This window comes from Streptomyces sp. NPDC007901, from assembly GCF_042959465.1.
GTDB lineage: Bacteria > Actinomycetota > Actinomycetes > Streptomycetales > Streptomycetaceae > Streptomyces.
Genome location: NZ_JBIBKW010000008.1, coordinates 237,256 through 251,543, shown reverse-complemented (window position 1 = coordinate 251,543; position 14,288 = coordinate 237,256). Strand labels below are relative to the sequence as shown.

Annotated in this window: 13 protein-coding genes; 6 read left to right on the top strand and 7 right to left on the bottom strand. The window is 70.5% G+C overall.

Annotated features, from left to right (window positions below):
• Positions 1 to 171: 171 nt before the first annotated feature.
• Complete coding sequence (locus tag ACFZDK_RS26590; protein ID WP_390976198.1) at positions 172 to 924, bottom strand: IclR family transcriptional regulator C-terminal domain-containing protein; 753 nt, start codon at positions 922 to 924, stop codon at positions 172 to 174.
• Between the two features lie 326 nt (positions 925 to 1,250).
• On the opposite strand from ACFZDK_RS26590, the gene ACFZDK_RS26585 reads away from it, so the two are divergent.
• Genes ACFZDK_RS26585 through ACFZDK_RS26570 form a run of 4 tightly spaced genes read left to right on the top strand, consistent with a single transcriptional unit; the run spans position 1,251 to position 5,157 of the window.
• On the top strand, positions 1,251 to 2,546 hold the full coding sequence (locus tag ACFZDK_RS26585; protein ID WP_365792946.1) for a CaiB/BaiF CoA-transferase family protein: 1,296 nt from the start codon (positions 1,251 to 1,253) through the stop codon (positions 2,544 to 2,546).
• A 17-nt stretch (positions 2,547 to 2,563) separates the two neighbouring features.
• A complete protein-coding gene (locus tag ACFZDK_RS26580) occupies positions 2,564 to 3,466 on the top strand; it encodes a fumarylacetoacetate hydrolase family protein (protein WP_365792944.1) in 903 nt (300 codons plus the stop codon).
• A complete protein-coding gene (locus ACFZDK_RS26575) occupies positions 3,463 to 4,284 on the top strand; it encodes an enoyl-CoA hydratase-related protein (protein ID WP_365792942.1) in 822 nt (273 codons plus the stop codon). Before ACFZDK_RS26580 ends, ACFZDK_RS26575 begins: the two co-directional genes overlap by 4 nt.
• A gap of 36 nt (positions 4,285 to 4,320) precedes the next feature.
• The gene (locus ACFZDK_RS26570; protein ID WP_365792940.1) at positions 4,321 to 5,157 is read left to right on the top strand and encodes an NAD(P)-dependent oxidoreductase; all 837 of its coding nucleotides are present in this window, start codon (positions 4,321 to 4,323) and stop codon (positions 5,155 to 5,157) included.
• A gap of 111 nt (positions 5,158 to 5,268) precedes the next feature.
• On the opposite strand, the gene ACFZDK_RS26565 is transcribed toward ACFZDK_RS26570, so the two are convergent.
• The 5 genes from ACFZDK_RS26565 to ACFZDK_RS26545 form a co-directional block, all read right to left on the bottom strand.
• Entirely contained in the window at positions 5,269 to 6,087 is an 819-nt protein-coding gene (locus ACFZDK_RS26565) for an enoyl-CoA hydratase-related protein (protein WP_390976195.1), read from the bottom strand.
• A 13-nt stretch (positions 6,088 to 6,100) separates the two neighbouring features.
• On the bottom strand, positions 6,101 to 7,885 hold the full coding sequence (locus ACFZDK_RS26560; protein ID WP_390976193.1) for an acyl-CoA dehydrogenase C-terminal domain-containing protein: 1,785 nt from the start codon (positions 7,883 to 7,885) through the stop codon (positions 6,101 to 6,103).
• A gap of 199 nt (positions 7,886 to 8,084) precedes the next feature.
• Positions 8,085 to 8,450, bottom strand: coding sequence for a hypothetical protein (locus tag ACFZDK_RS26555; RefSeq protein WP_390976527.1), 366 nt, complete (start codon positions 8,448 to 8,450; stop codon positions 8,085 to 8,087).
• A 212-nt stretch (positions 8,451 to 8,662) separates the two neighbouring features.
• Entirely contained in the window at positions 8,663 to 8,977 is a 315-nt protein-coding gene (locus ACFZDK_RS26550) for an FAD-dependent monooxygenase (RefSeq protein ID WP_365792934.1), read from the bottom strand.
• Positions 8,978 to 9,515: 538 nt separating this feature from the next.
• Complete coding sequence (locus tag ACFZDK_RS26545; RefSeq protein WP_365792932.1) at positions 9,516 to 10,592, bottom strand: lipocalin family protein; 1,077 nt, start codon at positions 10,590 to 10,592, stop codon at positions 9,516 to 9,518.
• A gap of 363 nt (positions 10,593 to 10,955) precedes the next feature.
• Here ACFZDK_RS26545 and ACFZDK_RS26540 point away from each other — a divergent pair, with 363 nt between their 5' ends.
• On the top strand, positions 10,956 to 11,621 hold the full coding sequence (locus ACFZDK_RS26540) for a TetR family transcriptional regulator (protein WP_390976190.1): 666 nt from the start codon (positions 10,956 to 10,958) through the stop codon (positions 11,619 to 11,621).
• A 274-nt stretch (positions 11,622 to 11,895) separates the two neighbouring features.
• Here the strand turns inward: ACFZDK_RS26540 and ACFZDK_RS26535 are convergent, their stop codons facing one another.
• Positions 11,896 to 12,693 (bottom strand): IclR family transcriptional regulator, encoded by a 798-nt coding sequence (locus ACFZDK_RS26535; protein ID WP_365792928.1) that lies wholly within the window; start codon positions 12,691 to 12,693, stop codon positions 11,896 to 11,898.
• A gap of 131 nt (positions 12,694 to 12,824) precedes the next feature.
• On the opposite strand from ACFZDK_RS26535, the gene ACFZDK_RS26530 reads away from it, so the two are divergent.
• Positions 12,825 to 14,018: an FAD-dependent monooxygenase gene (locus ACFZDK_RS26530; RefSeq protein ID WP_365792926.1), complete on the top strand. Its 1,194-nt coding sequence runs from the start codon at positions 12,825 to 12,827 to the stop codon at positions 14,016 to 14,018.
• Positions 14,019 to 14,288 lie beyond the last annotated feature (270 nt).

Here is a 14,288-nt window from a genome sequence, read left to right as displayed (position 1 = left end):
CCAGGATCCGATTGCGCGGTTGAAGCGGAGCTGATGGCGTGGCGTCCGACGACGCCGAAGCCGAAGGGGCGGACAAGCCCCGGCGAGATCGCGGGACCCCGCCGGCGCGGCTGTACGCCTTGGCGCCTGCGTAACCGTCGCCGGCCGTGACCCGTGCGCTCCGGACCCGGGTCAGGGCACGTCGGCGCCGACGGGCAGGGCGAAGGCGATGGCCTCTGCGGCTAGGCGGACCTTCTCGCCGTACGGGGTGAGGAGTTCGGGAGACATGCGGCTCTTGGGGCCCGAGATCGACAGTGACGCGACCGGCCGCCCGTGTCCGGGGTGGACGGCGGCGCCGACGGAGACGACGCCCTCCTCCAGTTCCTCCCGGCAGACCGAGAAGCCGGCCTCGGTGATGGCGCGGAGCTCGGCCCGGAGTCGGTCGGGGTCGGTGATCGTGTGCGGGGTGACCGCGGGCAGGCCGCCGGCGATGTACGCGTCCACATCCTCCTGCGGCAGGGCGGCGAGGACGGCTTTGCCGTTCGACGTGGCGTGCAGCGGTCCCCGTGCCCCGAGGGGTGCCACGGCTCGGACCGGCTGGGGACTGTCGACCCGCTCGACGAGGACGACTTCCCGGCCGGCGGGAACCATCAGGTGCACCGTTTCGCCGACTTCGGAACCGAGGTCCCTCATCGTGGGCAGCGCGGCAGAGTGCAGTCCTCCGCGGGCGCCGACGGCGCTGCCGACGACGAAGGCCCGGACGCCGACCTGCCACCGGCCCGTGCCCGCCTGCTGCTCGATCCAGCCGGACTCCGCGAGTGTCGCCAGACTGCGCTGCACGGTGGTCTTCGGCAGGCCGAGGGTCCGCGTCAGTGCGCTCAACCCGACCGGCTGGTTGACCGCCACGGCTTCCAGTACCTGCAGTGCGGTGGTGACGCTTCGCATCGTCCTCGCTTCGTTTCCGGGCATCTCGCTGGGCGCCTCTCCCCGTGATGCTCCCACACCGGCGGGACGGTGTGCCGGGGCCGCCCCGCCCTGGACGGGTCCGTCGAGACGGTGCGGATCTCCGTGCCCCCGTCGCGCCCGGTCTCGAAGAGCCGCTGGGCGAGAACGCCTCCGGAAGCGGGGTGCGGGACAACATCGGCTCGCGGGACCAAGGGCCCCCGTCCCACCCGCTTGACGCTCCCGGAATCCCAGGCCTAACTTTGCCAGGGGTTCACAAGACGGTCCACTGGTCCGTATTGCGGACCAGTCTCCAATGAAGGGGCGCAATGACAGCGACCGCGGAGTCCGCCGAGCCCGGCCCGGCCTTCCTACGGGGTGTGCGGGTCCTCGATGTGACCGGGGCCCTGGCCGGCCCTTATTGCACGACCGTCCTGTCCGACCTCGGCGCGGAGGTCCTGAAGATCGAACCGGTCACGGGTGACCGCATGCGCGCACGACGGATGGGCCCGGATCGCAGACCGATCCCCTTCGACCTGACTCATCGGGACAAGAGGAGCCTCGCGGTCGACATGAAGTCGCCGGCGGGAGCCGACATCGTGCGGTCCCTGGCACAGCGCAGTGATGTCCTGGTGGAGAACTTCCGGGCGGGCGCGATGGCGCGGCTCGGACTGGGCTACGAGGATCTGCGTCCGGAGTGCCCCGGCCTCGTCTACTGCTCGATCTCGGGTTTCGGGCAGTTCGGGCCGATGCGCGACGCGAAGGGCATCGACCTGATCGCGCAGGCTTACAGCGGGCTGATGTCGGTCACCGGCACCACCGACGGGCGGTTGGCCAAGGCAGGGTTCCCCGTGTCCGACGTGGGGACCGGAATGTGGGGCGCGATCGGTGTCCTGGCCGCCCTGCTGCGCGCACGTGCCGGCGGCGGCGGTGCGTACGTCGACGTCGCGCTCGCGGATTCGGTGGCCGCCTGGTCGCTGTGGGAGGTCGCCGACTACGTGGCGACCGGGGTGGAACCGGCCCCGTTGGGCACGGCACACCGACTGGCCGCCCCCTACGAGGCGTTCACCTGCTCAGACGGCGCCACCCTCGTGCTCGGTGCGGTCGACCGGGCGTGGGAGGCGCTCTGCGCCGTCCTGGAGCTCGATCTGCGCGACGATCCGCGCTTCGCCACGGAGTACGAGCGCTTCCTGCACAGGGTGCCCCTGGCGGAGATCATCCAGGCACGCTTCGCCGCGGCTCCACGGGATCACTGGATGAGCGCGCTCCGTGCGGCCGGTGTCCCCTGCGGCCCGGTCAACGGCATCGGCGACATCCTCACCGACGAGCAGTTCGCCGTACGCGGCCTGTTCGTGCACGACGAGGAGCGCTTCGCGGAACCGACGATCGTGAACACACCCATCGTCGCCGACGGGGCGCCGCGTGCCCGTGGCCGCGCGCCCGAAGTGGGCGCGGACACCGTCGCGATCCTCGCCGAACTGGGATACGACGACGACCGGATCGCCGACCTGGCCGAGGAAGGCGTCGTCGGAGTGCACGATGCCGGTGGGGCCGCGACCGGCGCTGTTCGCGCGAGGACGGAGGCGGCCACCGCGACCGCCCGGAGCGCCGAGGCGCGGAAATGAATCAGGAGGGCACCTTCATGACCACTCCAACTCACGCTTCACCGTTGGACTGGACGGACGGGCTCGGTCTCGCCCGGGTCCTGCACGGCGGTGGACCCGTGGTCGCGCTGCGGCGGGACGGGGCGCCGAAGGCGCGCCTCGCCCTGGTCGAGGGCCAGGTCTTCGACGACCTGCCCCTGCTGCTGGAGGCGGCTGGCGGCGACCCGGCGGCCATCGAGGCCGGCACCGTGATCGACGCGCCGGACCATCAGCTGCTGAGTCCGGTCGGTCGGCCGGGCAAGGTCATCTGCCTCGGCCAGAACTACCTCGCGCACGTGCACGAGGGCGGACGCGACGCGGGACCCGCTCATCCCGATCTGTTTCCGAAGTGGCACACCTCGCTGGCAGCGCCTTACGCCGACGTGGCACTGCCGCCGGAATCGGACCAGATCGACTACGAGAGCGAACTCGCCGTGGTCATCGGTGCCCGTGCGCGTCGCATCGCGGTCGAGGACGCGGAGAGCGTCGTCTTCGGGTACACCGCGGCCAACGACGTCTCCGTCCGCGACTTCCAGTTCCACACGCCGGGGCGGATCGCCGGCAAGGCATGGGACGGTCTCACTCCCCTCGGCCCGGTTGTCGTGCCCGCCGCCCGACTCGGCGGCGCACGGCCCGACCTCGCCATCAAGGGCACGCTCGACGGGAAGGTGCTCCAGGACGACCGCACCTCCCGGCTCATCTTCGGCATACCGGAGCTGCTGGCCTACATCACCACCATGATGACCCTGGAGCCCGGTGATCTGATCATCACGGGCACACCGTCCGGGGTGGGGTTCGTGCGTGAGCCGAAGGTCCTTCTCCAGCATGGCTCGGAGTTCGAAGTGCGCATCGAGGGGATCGGCGCGCTGCGCAACCGCTTCGTCGACGAGAAGACCGGATGACCGCGTTGACCGTGACCTTCTCACCAAGGATCCGCACCGAGGTACGGGACGCGGTCTGCACCGTGGAGATCAGCAACCCGGCTCGGCACAACGCGTTGTCCGTGGCGATGATGACCGAACTCGCCGTCGCACTAAGGGCGATGGACGAGGATCCGGACGTACGCGTGGTCGTCCTGCGCGGCGCCGGTGAACGGGCCTTCGTCTCCGGCGCGGACATCAGCGAGTTCCCGGGGCGACAGGACGATGCCGCACGGCGGGCGGCGGACGACGCGGCCACGACGCTGTTCACACGGCTGTCCGCGCTCTCCGTGCCCGTCATCGCCCGCATCCACGGCTACTGCCTGGGCGCGGGCATGGCCCTCGCGCTGGGCGCGGACCTCCGCTACGCGGACACCCGCAGCGTCCTGGCCATCCCGGCCGCCCGACTGGGCGTCGGCTACCCGCTGGAGCAGACCGCCGCACTCGTACAGACCGTGGGCCCGGCCGTCGCGAGCGACCTGTTGTTCACCGGACGTCGTCTCCCGGCTGCGGAGGCACACGCCGTTGGGCTGGTGGACCGCGTCGTCGAACCCGACGAGCTGGGCAAGGCCGTCGACGAACTCGCCGCGACCATCGCCGCGAACGCCCCTCTGTCGGTCCGCGCCGCCAAGGCGTCCGTACAAGCCGTCCGACGCCTGAGCGAGGGCGACGAAGCGGCAGGCAGCGTCGCGCTGGGCCACGCGATCGAGGCCGTCGCCCGCTGCCGCACCTCGAACGACCTCCGCGAAGGCGCCCTGGCCTTCCTGGAGAAGAGGCCCGCGCGCTTCAAGGGCCACTGACACGCACCCGAAGACCGACGATGGGAGAACCCCGTCATGGGGACATCACTGAAGGGCCGGACCATCGTGATGTCCGGCGGCAGCCGCGGCATCGGGCTCGCCATCCTCACCGCCGCGGCCCGCGAGGGCGCCAACGCGGTGTTCCTGGCCAAGACCGACACGCCCGACCCGAGGCTGCCGGGCACCGTGCACACAGCGGTCGACGCGATCGAGGCCGCCGGCGGATCCGCCGTCGCCGTGGTCGGCGACGTCCGTGAGGAGGCCGACGTCGAGCGGGCGGTCGCCACCGCGGTCGATCGGTTCGGCGGCGTCGACATCTGCGTCAACAACGCCAGTGCCCTCGATGTGCGGGGCACCGAGGAGCTGCCCCTCAAGCGCTTCGACCTCATGCAGTCGATCAACAGCAGGGGCACCTTCCTGCTGACCCGGACCTGCCTGCCGTACCTGAAACAGTCCGACCAGGCCCACATCCTGACCCTGTCACCGCCGCTCAACCTCGCCCCGCGCTGGCTCGGCGTCCACCCCGCCTACACACACACGAAGTACGGAATGACCCTGCTCACCCTCGGCTGGGCAGCCGAGTTCGCGGAGCACGGCATCGCCGCGAACTGCCTCTGGCCGCAGACCATGATCGCGACCGCCGCGGTGTCCAACGTCCTGGGCGGCGAGAACGTCGCCTCCCGGTCACGCAGCCCCGAGATCACGGCGGACGCGGCCCTCGCCGTGTTCTCCCGCCCGCCGCGCGAGCGGACCGGCGAGACCCTCGTCGACGCCGAAGTCCTGGCCGAAGCCGGTATCACGGACCTGGCCGGGTACGGCGGGGGGCCGCAGCCGGAGCTCGACTTCTTCGTGGATCCGCCGCAGGCCGGATGACCGCCCGGTGTGTGGCCGGAGAACCGGTCACACACCGGGCGGTAGCGGCAGGCGTGCCGCATGTCCCGCACGGACTGCCCCGCCAGCAGCCGACGCTGACCAGCGGCCGGTTCATCGGCCCTGGTAGGTCGCCTTGCCCGGGCCGTCACGGAGGAACGAGGTGACCGCGTCGTGCAGGTCGTCGGTGGCGAAGAGGGCACTGGACACCGCCGGCACGGCGTCGTCCGCGGCCCGCACGCCGTCGCGGACAGCCGTCGCGACCAGCCGCTTGGTCGCCGCGTGGGCGCAGGTAGGGCCCGCTGCGACGAGGCGCGCGTACTCCCGCGCCGCCTCGGTGAAACCCTCGTCCGGGAGAACGCGGTTCACCACGTTCCAGCGCTCGAGGGTCGCCGCCGAACAGCGCTCCCCTGTGTAGATCAGCTCACGGGCTCTGGCCGGCCCGGCACGTTCGGCCAGGCGCTGAGGCCCTCCCATCGAGGGCGTCAGCCCTACGACGATCTCCACCAGCCCGAATGACGCGGACTGAGCAGCAAGCAGGATGTCGCACCCCAGAGCGATCTCGAACGCCGCGGTGAGGGTCAGCCCGTGCGCGGCGAAGACCGTCGGCACCGGCAGCTCCTCCAGCGCCTGGACGATCCGCACCAGCCGCTTCCACAGGGCCCCGGCGCGCTGCACCGCACCGGGGCTCTCCGCGATCGCGGCGAACGTCGCCACGTCGACGCCGCCGGAGACGACTGTGCCCCGTGCCTCGATGAGCACCGCTCTGGCACGATCGGGGCGCGCCGGATCGGTGACGGCGGCAAGCTCGTCGACGACCTGCTCCCACGCGGCGAACAGCGCCTCGTCGAAGAGGTTCAGCGGCGGCTTGTCGAGTATCACGACCGCGAGGGCACCGTCGCTGTCGTACTCGATGCGGACCGGTGATGTCATCGGTGTCGTCCCTTCAGAACCATGTGTCATCGGTATCGCGCGCCGTCGTGTCCAGGCGCGCGAGGAGGTCGAACTGCGGCTCGGCGCAGGGCAGTTCACAGCGGTAGAAGTAGCGGCAGGCCTGCCGTTTGCCCTGCCGCAGGGAATCGTCGCCGTCGCAGGTGGCGAGGAACTGCTCCAGCCAGATCCAGGCCACGACGACATGGCCGGCGGCCTCCAGATACACCGACGCGTTGGCCAGGCGAACGCCGGCGGGCACGTCGGCGGTGTGGATCGTCCGGGTCACCTCTACGAGCCGGGTGAGGGCGTGATCGAGAGCCGCCGCGAGGTCGCGCGCCTCCCCGCCGACGGCACAGGCCCGCTCGATCGTGGCCCGGACGAGCGCTTCGAGAGCGCCGAGGCCCGCCCCGCCGTCCATGACCACCTTGCGGCCCAGCAGGTCGAGGGCCTGAATGCCGTGGGTTCCCTCGTGGATGGCGTTGAGCCGGTTGTCCCGGTAGTGCTGCTCCACGTCGTACTCGCGGGTGTACCCGTAGCCGCCGTGGATCTGGATCGCCAGGTCGTTCGCGTGCAGGCACCACTGGGAAGGCCAGCTCTTCGCGATCGGCGTGAGGACCCCCAGCAGCAGACGGGCCCGTGTCCGCGCCGCGGCGTCGGCCGCGCTCCGCTCGTCGTCGAGCAGCCTGCCGCAGTAGAGGACGAGTCCCAGCGCGCCTTCCACGTAGCACTTCTGAGACAGGAGCATCCGCCGGACGTCGGCATGCTCGATCAGGGCCACCGGCGGTGCGGCGGGGTCCTTCACCCCCGCGGGACGTCCCTGGGTGCGTGTCCGGGCGTACGCGAGGGACTTCAGGTAGCCGGTGTATCCCAGTGCCGTCGCCCCCGCTCCGACGCCGATCCGCGCCTCGTCCATCATGTGGAACATGGCGACGAGACCCTGATGCGGTGCGCCGATGAGGTGACCGACGGCGCCCGGCTGGCCGTCTGGCCGGTACCCGCCCTCGCCGAAGTTCAGCAGGGTGTTCGTCGTGCCGCGGTATCCCATCTTGTGGTTCAGCCCGGCGAGGACCACGTCGTTGCGCTCGCCCAGCGCGCCGTCGGCTCTCACCAGGTACTTGGGCACGAGGAAGAGCGAGAGGCCCTTCACGCCGGGCGGGCCGCCCGGAATCCGCGCCAGCACCAGGTGGACGATGTTCTCGCCCAGCTCGTGGTCGCCTCCGGAGATCCACATCTTGTTGCCGAAGATCCGGAAGGTGCCGTCGTCGCGGGGCTCGGCGCGGCAGGTGATGTCGGCGAGCGAGGATCCCACCTGCGGCTCGGACAGACACATGGTGCCGTGGAAGCGACCCTCGACCATGGGGCGGACGTAGGCGGCGACCTGTTCGTCGGTGCCGTGGGTGAGCAGCAGGTTGGCGCCTGCCACCGTCAGCATGGCGTACGCCCACGTGCTGATGTTGGCAGCCTGGAACCAGAGGAAACAGGCGGTCTGGACGACCTGCGGGAGTTGCAGGCCTCCGACACGGGCGTCCATGCCGCCGCTGAGCAGTCCGGCGTCCGCCACCGTGTCGAGGGCGGTCTTGATGCCGGGCGGTACCACGGCCAGGCCGTCGACCACCTTCGGTTCCTGCTCGTCGTTCAGCCTGTTGTGCGGTGCGAAGCGTTCCTCGGCGATCTGGGTGCAGAGGTCCAGGACGGCGTCGAAGGTCTCCCGCGTGTGATCGGCGTACCGTTCGCGCTTGATGAGCGTTTCGACGCCGAGCCAGTCGTAGAGCATGAACTCCAGGTCACGGCGTGACAATAGGAGTGAGTGAGGCGTTGGGGACGAGGCTGCCATGGAGCGCTCCAGTCGTGGGCGGTCGTGGTCCCGCTGGTTCAGCGGCACGGCCTCGGGGTGACGGTCGACTCCACGAGGACTCCCGTGTCCGAGCCAAGGGCTTTTGAGGGGCGCCTCAGCGACGTCACCCTCCAAACGGCTGATGCACGCTGACACAGCCGAGTCACCGCACCGGGACGCGGGTCCTCGCACCGAGCACGTCGTCGGCGCGCATTCCGACCGTCCGCGCCTCGACGGTGAGACCGGTTTCGAGCGGGACGGCCGCCGCGGCCGTGGTCCACTCCGCTCCGCCGACACCGGTGAGCACGGTGCACCGGCCTTGCCCGACGAGGCCGAGCGTCGAGACGTACTCGGTGCCGTGGGGGAGCCGGACATGCGGCGGGTGGGCGCCGGGACGTGTCGTCGGGTGACAGTGGAGCTCGAGGGCTCGCGTGTGGGCGGGCAACGGCGTGCCGTCGTCGACGACGGATGTGTACGGCAGTCCCGACTCCACGCCGTAGCAGTTGAATTGGTGGTCGATCAGCCGCACTGCCTTCAGACAGGTCGGCTCGGCGGTCCGCCCCGGCCTCGCCCGGGGCGAAGAGATCGTCGACGGCCGCCCAGACCTGCTCGGCGGTCTGCCCGTAAGCCGAGCAGGTCGCCTCGCTGGGCGGTTGGAGTTCGGCGATGCTCTCGATCGCCCGGTCGATCATCTGGCGCTCCACCGGCTCGCGCGCGTCGTGGTAGGTGTCCAGCAGCGCCTCACCGGCGTCTCCGCGCAGCACGGGGGCGAGTTTGCAGGCCAGGTCGTAGGGGGCCCTGGATCGAGGTGTTGCTGCCGGGTCCGTTGGCCGGCGGATGACGGTGTGCCGCGCCGCCGGCCACGAATACCCGGTCCTTGCGGTACTGCTCGGCCCCCATGTGGTTGATCTGCCGGCGCCCGATGTGCTTGATCTTGAACTCGCCGTCGGGATCCCTGATTCCGGCCCGGACGATTTCGGCGATCGCCTGGTCCGAGGCGTCGGCGGGCAGCGGGTCGTGCATCAGCAACAGGGCCATCCATTCCGTGTGGGGCACGGCGGTGGTCCACGGGCTCCACAGCACATCGGTGCCGGGGGCGAGATCCCGAACGCAGCCGCCGTCAGTCCTGCAGGCCCGGCGCCGACGACGAGAACGTGCGTGTGGACGACGTCCCCGGCTTGCGGCGGTTTGCTTCGTCGGCATCTTTTCGTCGCTCCCTCATCGAGCACCGCCCGTCCTGAAGCGGAAGTTGGTCCGCATCGCGGACCGGTGGACCATAAGTGGCTCACTGGGAAGCTAGGCCTCCATCAGGCAGGTGGTCAAGAGCGGGAAGCGGCGCAGGTGACGATCGCCCGAGGCCTGGTGCTCGGCGCAGTGCGGCACCCCGGCGAGGGTCGACACCGGAGCCTGGCCGGGGTCCTCGGCGGCGTGCCGCCGACGGTCGGGAGAGTCATGGAACGGTGGCGACCGTCGGCTTCCTGTGCAAGCGGAGGCCGGTCAGCGGGACTTGAGCCGACAGGCTACGGCTGTGCGGGCCACGGTCACACAGACGCTGGCGCGGTGTTCAGGCCCGTTGTTCGGCGGCCGTGGACGGCTACTGGGGGGCGGTGACCTCGATGTAGGTGGTGCCGGTGACCGGGCGGTGGTCGTAGGTGCCGGTGACGGCGGCGCTTCCCTCGTAGCGAGGCCCGGTGGTCACCAGTTCCTGGTTCTTGGCGTAGACGGTGACGTTCAGCTTGGCGTGCTCGCCCGGGATGGTGACCTTCCAGCGCGTGGGGTAGCTCTTTCCGGTGGTCGGGCTGGTCCAGAGGGTGGAGGTGTCGGGCGTGAGCGTCGCCTCGGCAAGGGTCTGGGTGCCGTCGGGCTTCAGGATGGTCGCAAAGTTGTTCTGCTTGTCATACTTCTGGTTCCAGACGCTGATCTTGTCGCCGTTGGACAGGTTGAGGTTCATCCAGGCCCACGAGGCGCGGCCCGAGGAGATGTCGGGAAGGGGTCCCCACTGGCGGTCCACCCAGGACTGCCCGCGGACCTTCTCGGTGCGGTGGTTGAGCGCCAGCGTCCCGGAGGTGTCAACGGCGGGGAGGGCGTACTCGTAGTTCGGGTACTTCGCGTCGCCGAACATGGGGAAGTAGCCCGTGCCCATGTTGTAGAGGACGTTTCCGCGGGGGCGGAGCGTGACGTCGATGGTCCCCTCGGGGACCTTGGCGCGCAGCCTCATCTCCTTGGCGCTGCCCGTCCAGGTGATGTTGTCGGTGTGGATGTCCACGCCCTGCTTGTCGGAGAGGCCCGTCCCGGGAGGAAGGACGATCTCCGACTTCGTGTACCAGCCGGTGTCTTCGTCGGTGATCGACACCGATGAGAGGGCGCGCCCTTGCTTGGCGTCGCCGGCGCTCAGGTAGTGGGCCAGGAATCCGTACCGGTGCCCCCCCGCGGTCACGTGCGCGGTCACGTACCAGGACTGGTTGAGCCTGTCGGGGTTGGATGCGAGGTCGGCGGCGGGGTCGACGAGGACCGGAAGGCTCGTATGGGCCGGCCCCTGCCCGGAGGTGGTGCTGTGCGCCGCGGCCGAGCCGGCGCCGGTTGTCGCGGTGGCCGGTCCTCCCGAGGCGAGGGTGAGTGAGGCGATCAGCGCGGAAGCGATGGCGGCCGCGCCGACGGTGGTCTTACGCATGACGGCTCCTTGTGTGGATGCCCTGCAGGGATGCATACGGTCAGTATGTGAACGAAACTGTTTCGTACTGTCGGTGGTTATGAGGGGAAGGTGGTCCGTTCGGCGGGGGAGGGGTGGGTGTGCCGGTACGGCCTGCTCGATGGCGTGGCGGGCCTCAAGTCGCACCCCGAGGGGGTGCCCGCCGCAATATCCGACACTTGTCAGATTACTCGTTGCCCGGCATCTGTCAACCGGTGATGAGGCCGGGGCGGCGGGTTCGGGATGAGGCGCTGACCAGGCGCAGTGCTCGCGATGCGCCGATCCGGGCGGCTACGCTGGCCCGACTGTCGGGCGCGCGCCCGTACAGCCGTCTGAGGAGGGCACGTGGGAGGCAAGGCGAGCACCACTCGACGCCCAGGGCGCCCCGGCGCGGATTCCCCCGAAGTGCCCGCGGAGCGGGACGTCCTGCTGCGGGGCCTGGAGGCGTTCGCGGAGCTGGGATACGACCGGGCGTCGGCACGGGAGCTCGCGCGCCGTCTCGGCGTCAGCCACACCTTCATCAACGACCGCTACGGCTCCAAGGCGGCCTTCTGGCGTGCGGTGGTGGACGCCGCGCTAGGGGCTCAGGTCACGCGCCTGGCGCCGGCCGTACCCGGAAGCGACGACGAGGACGTGGTGCGGCGGTTCGTCACGGATTTCTACCGGATCAACATCGGCGAACCGTACCTGGCCGTGCTGATGGCGGATGAGTCCGCACGGGACACCGAGCGGCTGGACTACCTCTGCCGGCATTACATCGAGCCGGCGCTGGCCCTCGTCGCGCCCAGTACCGAGAGGTTGATGGCATCCGGGCGCATGGTCCGGGTTCCGATGGACGTCCTGTTCTTCGCCATCATCACTCCCGTGTCAGGACTGGTGCAGGAGCCCCTCGCCCGGCGCCTGGGCCGGCCCGAGCACATGTCGCACGCGGAACGTCTCGCCAGGGCGGACGCACTGGCCGGACTGGTGGTGGACGGCCTGCTGGCCCCGAGCGACGCAAACCGCCGGTAGCGAGGCGTGCTGGGCGCCTCGTCGCATGTCGTTCGGCATCTCCGTCGTCCCGTCGGCCGTTCGTCGTCGCTCATCATGTGCTCGGAACGCGTCGTCGGTGCCTGCGGTGGCCTGTGTCCTGCCGCGCTGCCCGCGATGAGGGACTCGGTGCCGAAGCCGGCGAAACGGTGCGCCTGATGGTCCCCACCGGCCGCGCAGCGGTCCGGCGGGACGTACGGCCACTGCCTTGGCCGAAGCACCGGCGACGTCCCGGGGTGGATCCCTGACGGGTCCGTCATCGAGACCTGTCCGACCGCGCTTGCTCGACTCCCGCCGAGGGATGCCACCCGAGTCTGCGGGACACGGCCAGTCCGGAGGCGATGACGGCCGGCCGTACCGTCCGCAGATCGACCGACCCGGCGCTCACGACGACCGACAGGGCCGCGACGACCTTGCCCTCGTCGTCGAGGACGCGGGTGGCCACCGAGTCGGCGCCGGGTGTCGTCTCCTGGAGGACGACGGCCACGCCGGTCTCGCGGCACTCGTCCAACTGTTCCAGCAGCCGCGCGGGATCGGTGACGGTGCGCTCGGTGTAGGCGGGCAGGCCCTGTGCGACGACCTGTTCCGTCAGCTGGGAACCGGCGTGGGCGAGCAGCACCTTGCCTACGCCGGAGCAGTGCAGCGGCAGCCTTCCGCCGATCTCCGACATGACGTCCACCGCGTTGCCCGCCGACAGCCGCTCGACGAGCACGGCCTCGGTCCCCTCCAGCACCGCGAGTTGGACGTGCTGGCGCAGCGCGGTGTGCAGGTCGTCCATGAAAGGGAGCGCGGCGGTGCGCAGCGGAACGCTCAGCGGTGCCAGTGTGCCCAGCTGCCACAGCCGGATGCCCACACTGAGCGAGCCGTTCGGTGCCCGTTCCAGCGCTCCCGCCTCGGCGAGTTCCAGCGCCAGTCGGCGCACTGTGGCATGGGGCAGCCCGGTCTCCCTGGTCAGGTCGGCCAGGGTGAGGCGAGACCGGCCGGGCCGGAACGCGAAGAGAACGTCGAGCAGCCGCGAACTCACGCTGCGGCCGGGCTGACTGGTACGCGGCATCAGTCCTCAACTCCGGGGGGCATCGAAAGGCGATGTCCATTGAATGAACATAGTACCTTTCGCGGCTGTCGGGGCGTGGGCAAGGATCCGGGTCAGTAGGACGCTCGCCCTTGAGTCAGAGGAGTGGATCCATGCCCACCCACGTGCCCGGCCCGCGGATCGCCATCGTCGGGGGCGGCATCGGCGGTCTGGCCGCCGCGGCCTTCCTGCACCGCGCGGGACTGACCGCCACCGTCTACGAGCAGGCGCCCGCGCTCGGCGAGGTCGGCGCCGGACTCGTCGCGGCCCCCAACGCCGTACGGCTGCTGCGCCGTCTCGGCGTCATGGAACGGTTCCTGCGCGGGGCCGTGCCGCTGGACTGGGGCTGGGAGTTCCGCCGCTGGGCTGATGGCGGCGTGCTGTCGGTGGAGAAGCTGAGCGGCGTGTGCGAGCGGCTCTACGGCGAGCGCACCTACGTCGTCCACCGGGCCGACCTGCTCGACACCGTCAAGTCGGCCGTACCCGGCGACCGGATCCGCCTGGGCGCCCGGTGCACCTCGGTCGACGAGAGTCCGCACGGTGTGCAACTGCGCTTCGCCGACGGCAGCCGCGCAGAGGCGGACGTCGTCATCGGCGCCGACGGCGTGCACTCCGTCGTCCGGAGCATGGTTGCCGAGTCCACACCGCCGGAGTACTCCGGCATCTGCGCCTTCCGCGCCATCGTGCCCGCCGACGCCGCACCCGACTTCGCCCTACGCCCCGCCCAGACCCTCTGGCTCGGGCCGGGACGGCACTTCGTGCACTACCCGATGAATGGTGGACGGGCCGTCAATGTCGTCGCCTTCGCCCCCGCCGGGGACTACACCGACGAGTCGTGGAGCGCGAAGGCCACGATCGAGGAGTTCCACGCCGAGTTCGCCGGCTGGGACCCGCGGGTGACGGACCTCATCGCCGCCGGCAGCGTCCCCGGCCGCTGGGCTCTGCTGGACCGGGCGCCGCTGCGGCGCTGGAGCCGGGGCCGGGCCACCCTGCTCGGGGATGCCGCGCATCCCATGTTCCCCTTCTTCGCCCAGGGCGCGGCCCAGTCCATCGAGGACGCCGCGGTACTGGCGCGCTGCCTGGCTGAGTCGGCCGACGATCCCGAGCAGGCGCTGAAGCAGTACGAGGCGGTACGCATCGAACGCACCACACGTCTTCAGCAGATCAGTCATGGCCGCCGCGACGTCAACCACCTGCCCGACGGCCCCGAGCAACAGGCCCGCGACACGGCACTCGCCGGGTCCGACCCCCTGGTGGGCAACGGCTGGATCTACGGCTACGACGCCGAGGAGGTGCCCATTTCGTGAACTCCGGTTCGGCCACCGAAGGAACCCCACCGTGACTGTCACCACGGATTGACAGCATCATTGACAGCACCAGAGCGAGGACGAGCCGGACCGGACGTGCTCGCGTCCTTCGGCAACACTCCGGATCCCTGGCTCAGCGGCTGACGCACGCCCTGGTAGGGAACCTGCACGCTTCCTCCGCGAGGTCCGCCCGCGGATCGTTGACGTCCACCACGAGGCGACCGTGCGAGATCCACACCCTGAGCGCGGGTCATGCCCGGAGCGGTCAGG

Bases quoted from the DNA above. Each gene is read 5' to 3' on its own strand.
- ACFZDK_RS26535 (WP_365792928.1), bottom strand. From the start codon at position 12,693: ATGCCGCGTACCAGTCAGCCCGGCCGCAGCGTGAGTTCGCGGCTGCTC.
- ACFZDK_RS26585 (WP_365792946.1), top strand. From the start codon at position 1,251: ATGACAGCGACCGCGGAGTCCGCCGAGCCCGGCCCGGCCTTCCTACGG.
- ACFZDK_RS26575 (WP_365792942.1), top strand. From the start codon at position 3,463: ATGACCGCGTTGACCGTGACCTTCTCACCAAGGATCCGCACCGAGGTA.
- ACFZDK_RS26580 (WP_365792944.1), top strand. From the start codon at position 2,564: ATGACCACTCCAACTCACGCTTCACCGTTGGACTGGACGGACGGGCTC.
- ACFZDK_RS26590 (WP_390976198.1), bottom strand. From the start codon at position 924: ATGCGAAGCGTCACCACCGCACTGCAGGTACTGGAAGCCGTGGCGGTC.
- ACFZDK_RS26565 (WP_390976195.1), bottom strand. From the start codon at position 6,087: ATGACATCACCGGTCCGCATCGAGTACGACAGCGACGGTGCCCTCGCG.
- ACFZDK_RS26530 (WP_365792926.1), top strand. From the start codon at position 12,825: ATGCCCACCCACGTGCCCGGCCCGCGGATCGCCATCGTCGGGGGCGGC.
- ACFZDK_RS26570 (WP_365792940.1), top strand. From the start codon at position 4,321: ATGGGGACATCACTGAAGGGCCGGACCATCGTGATGTCCGGCGGCAGC.
- ACFZDK_RS26545 (WP_365792932.1), bottom strand. From the start codon at position 10,592: ATGCGTAAGACCACCGTCGGCGCGGCCGCCATCGCTTCCGCGCTGATC.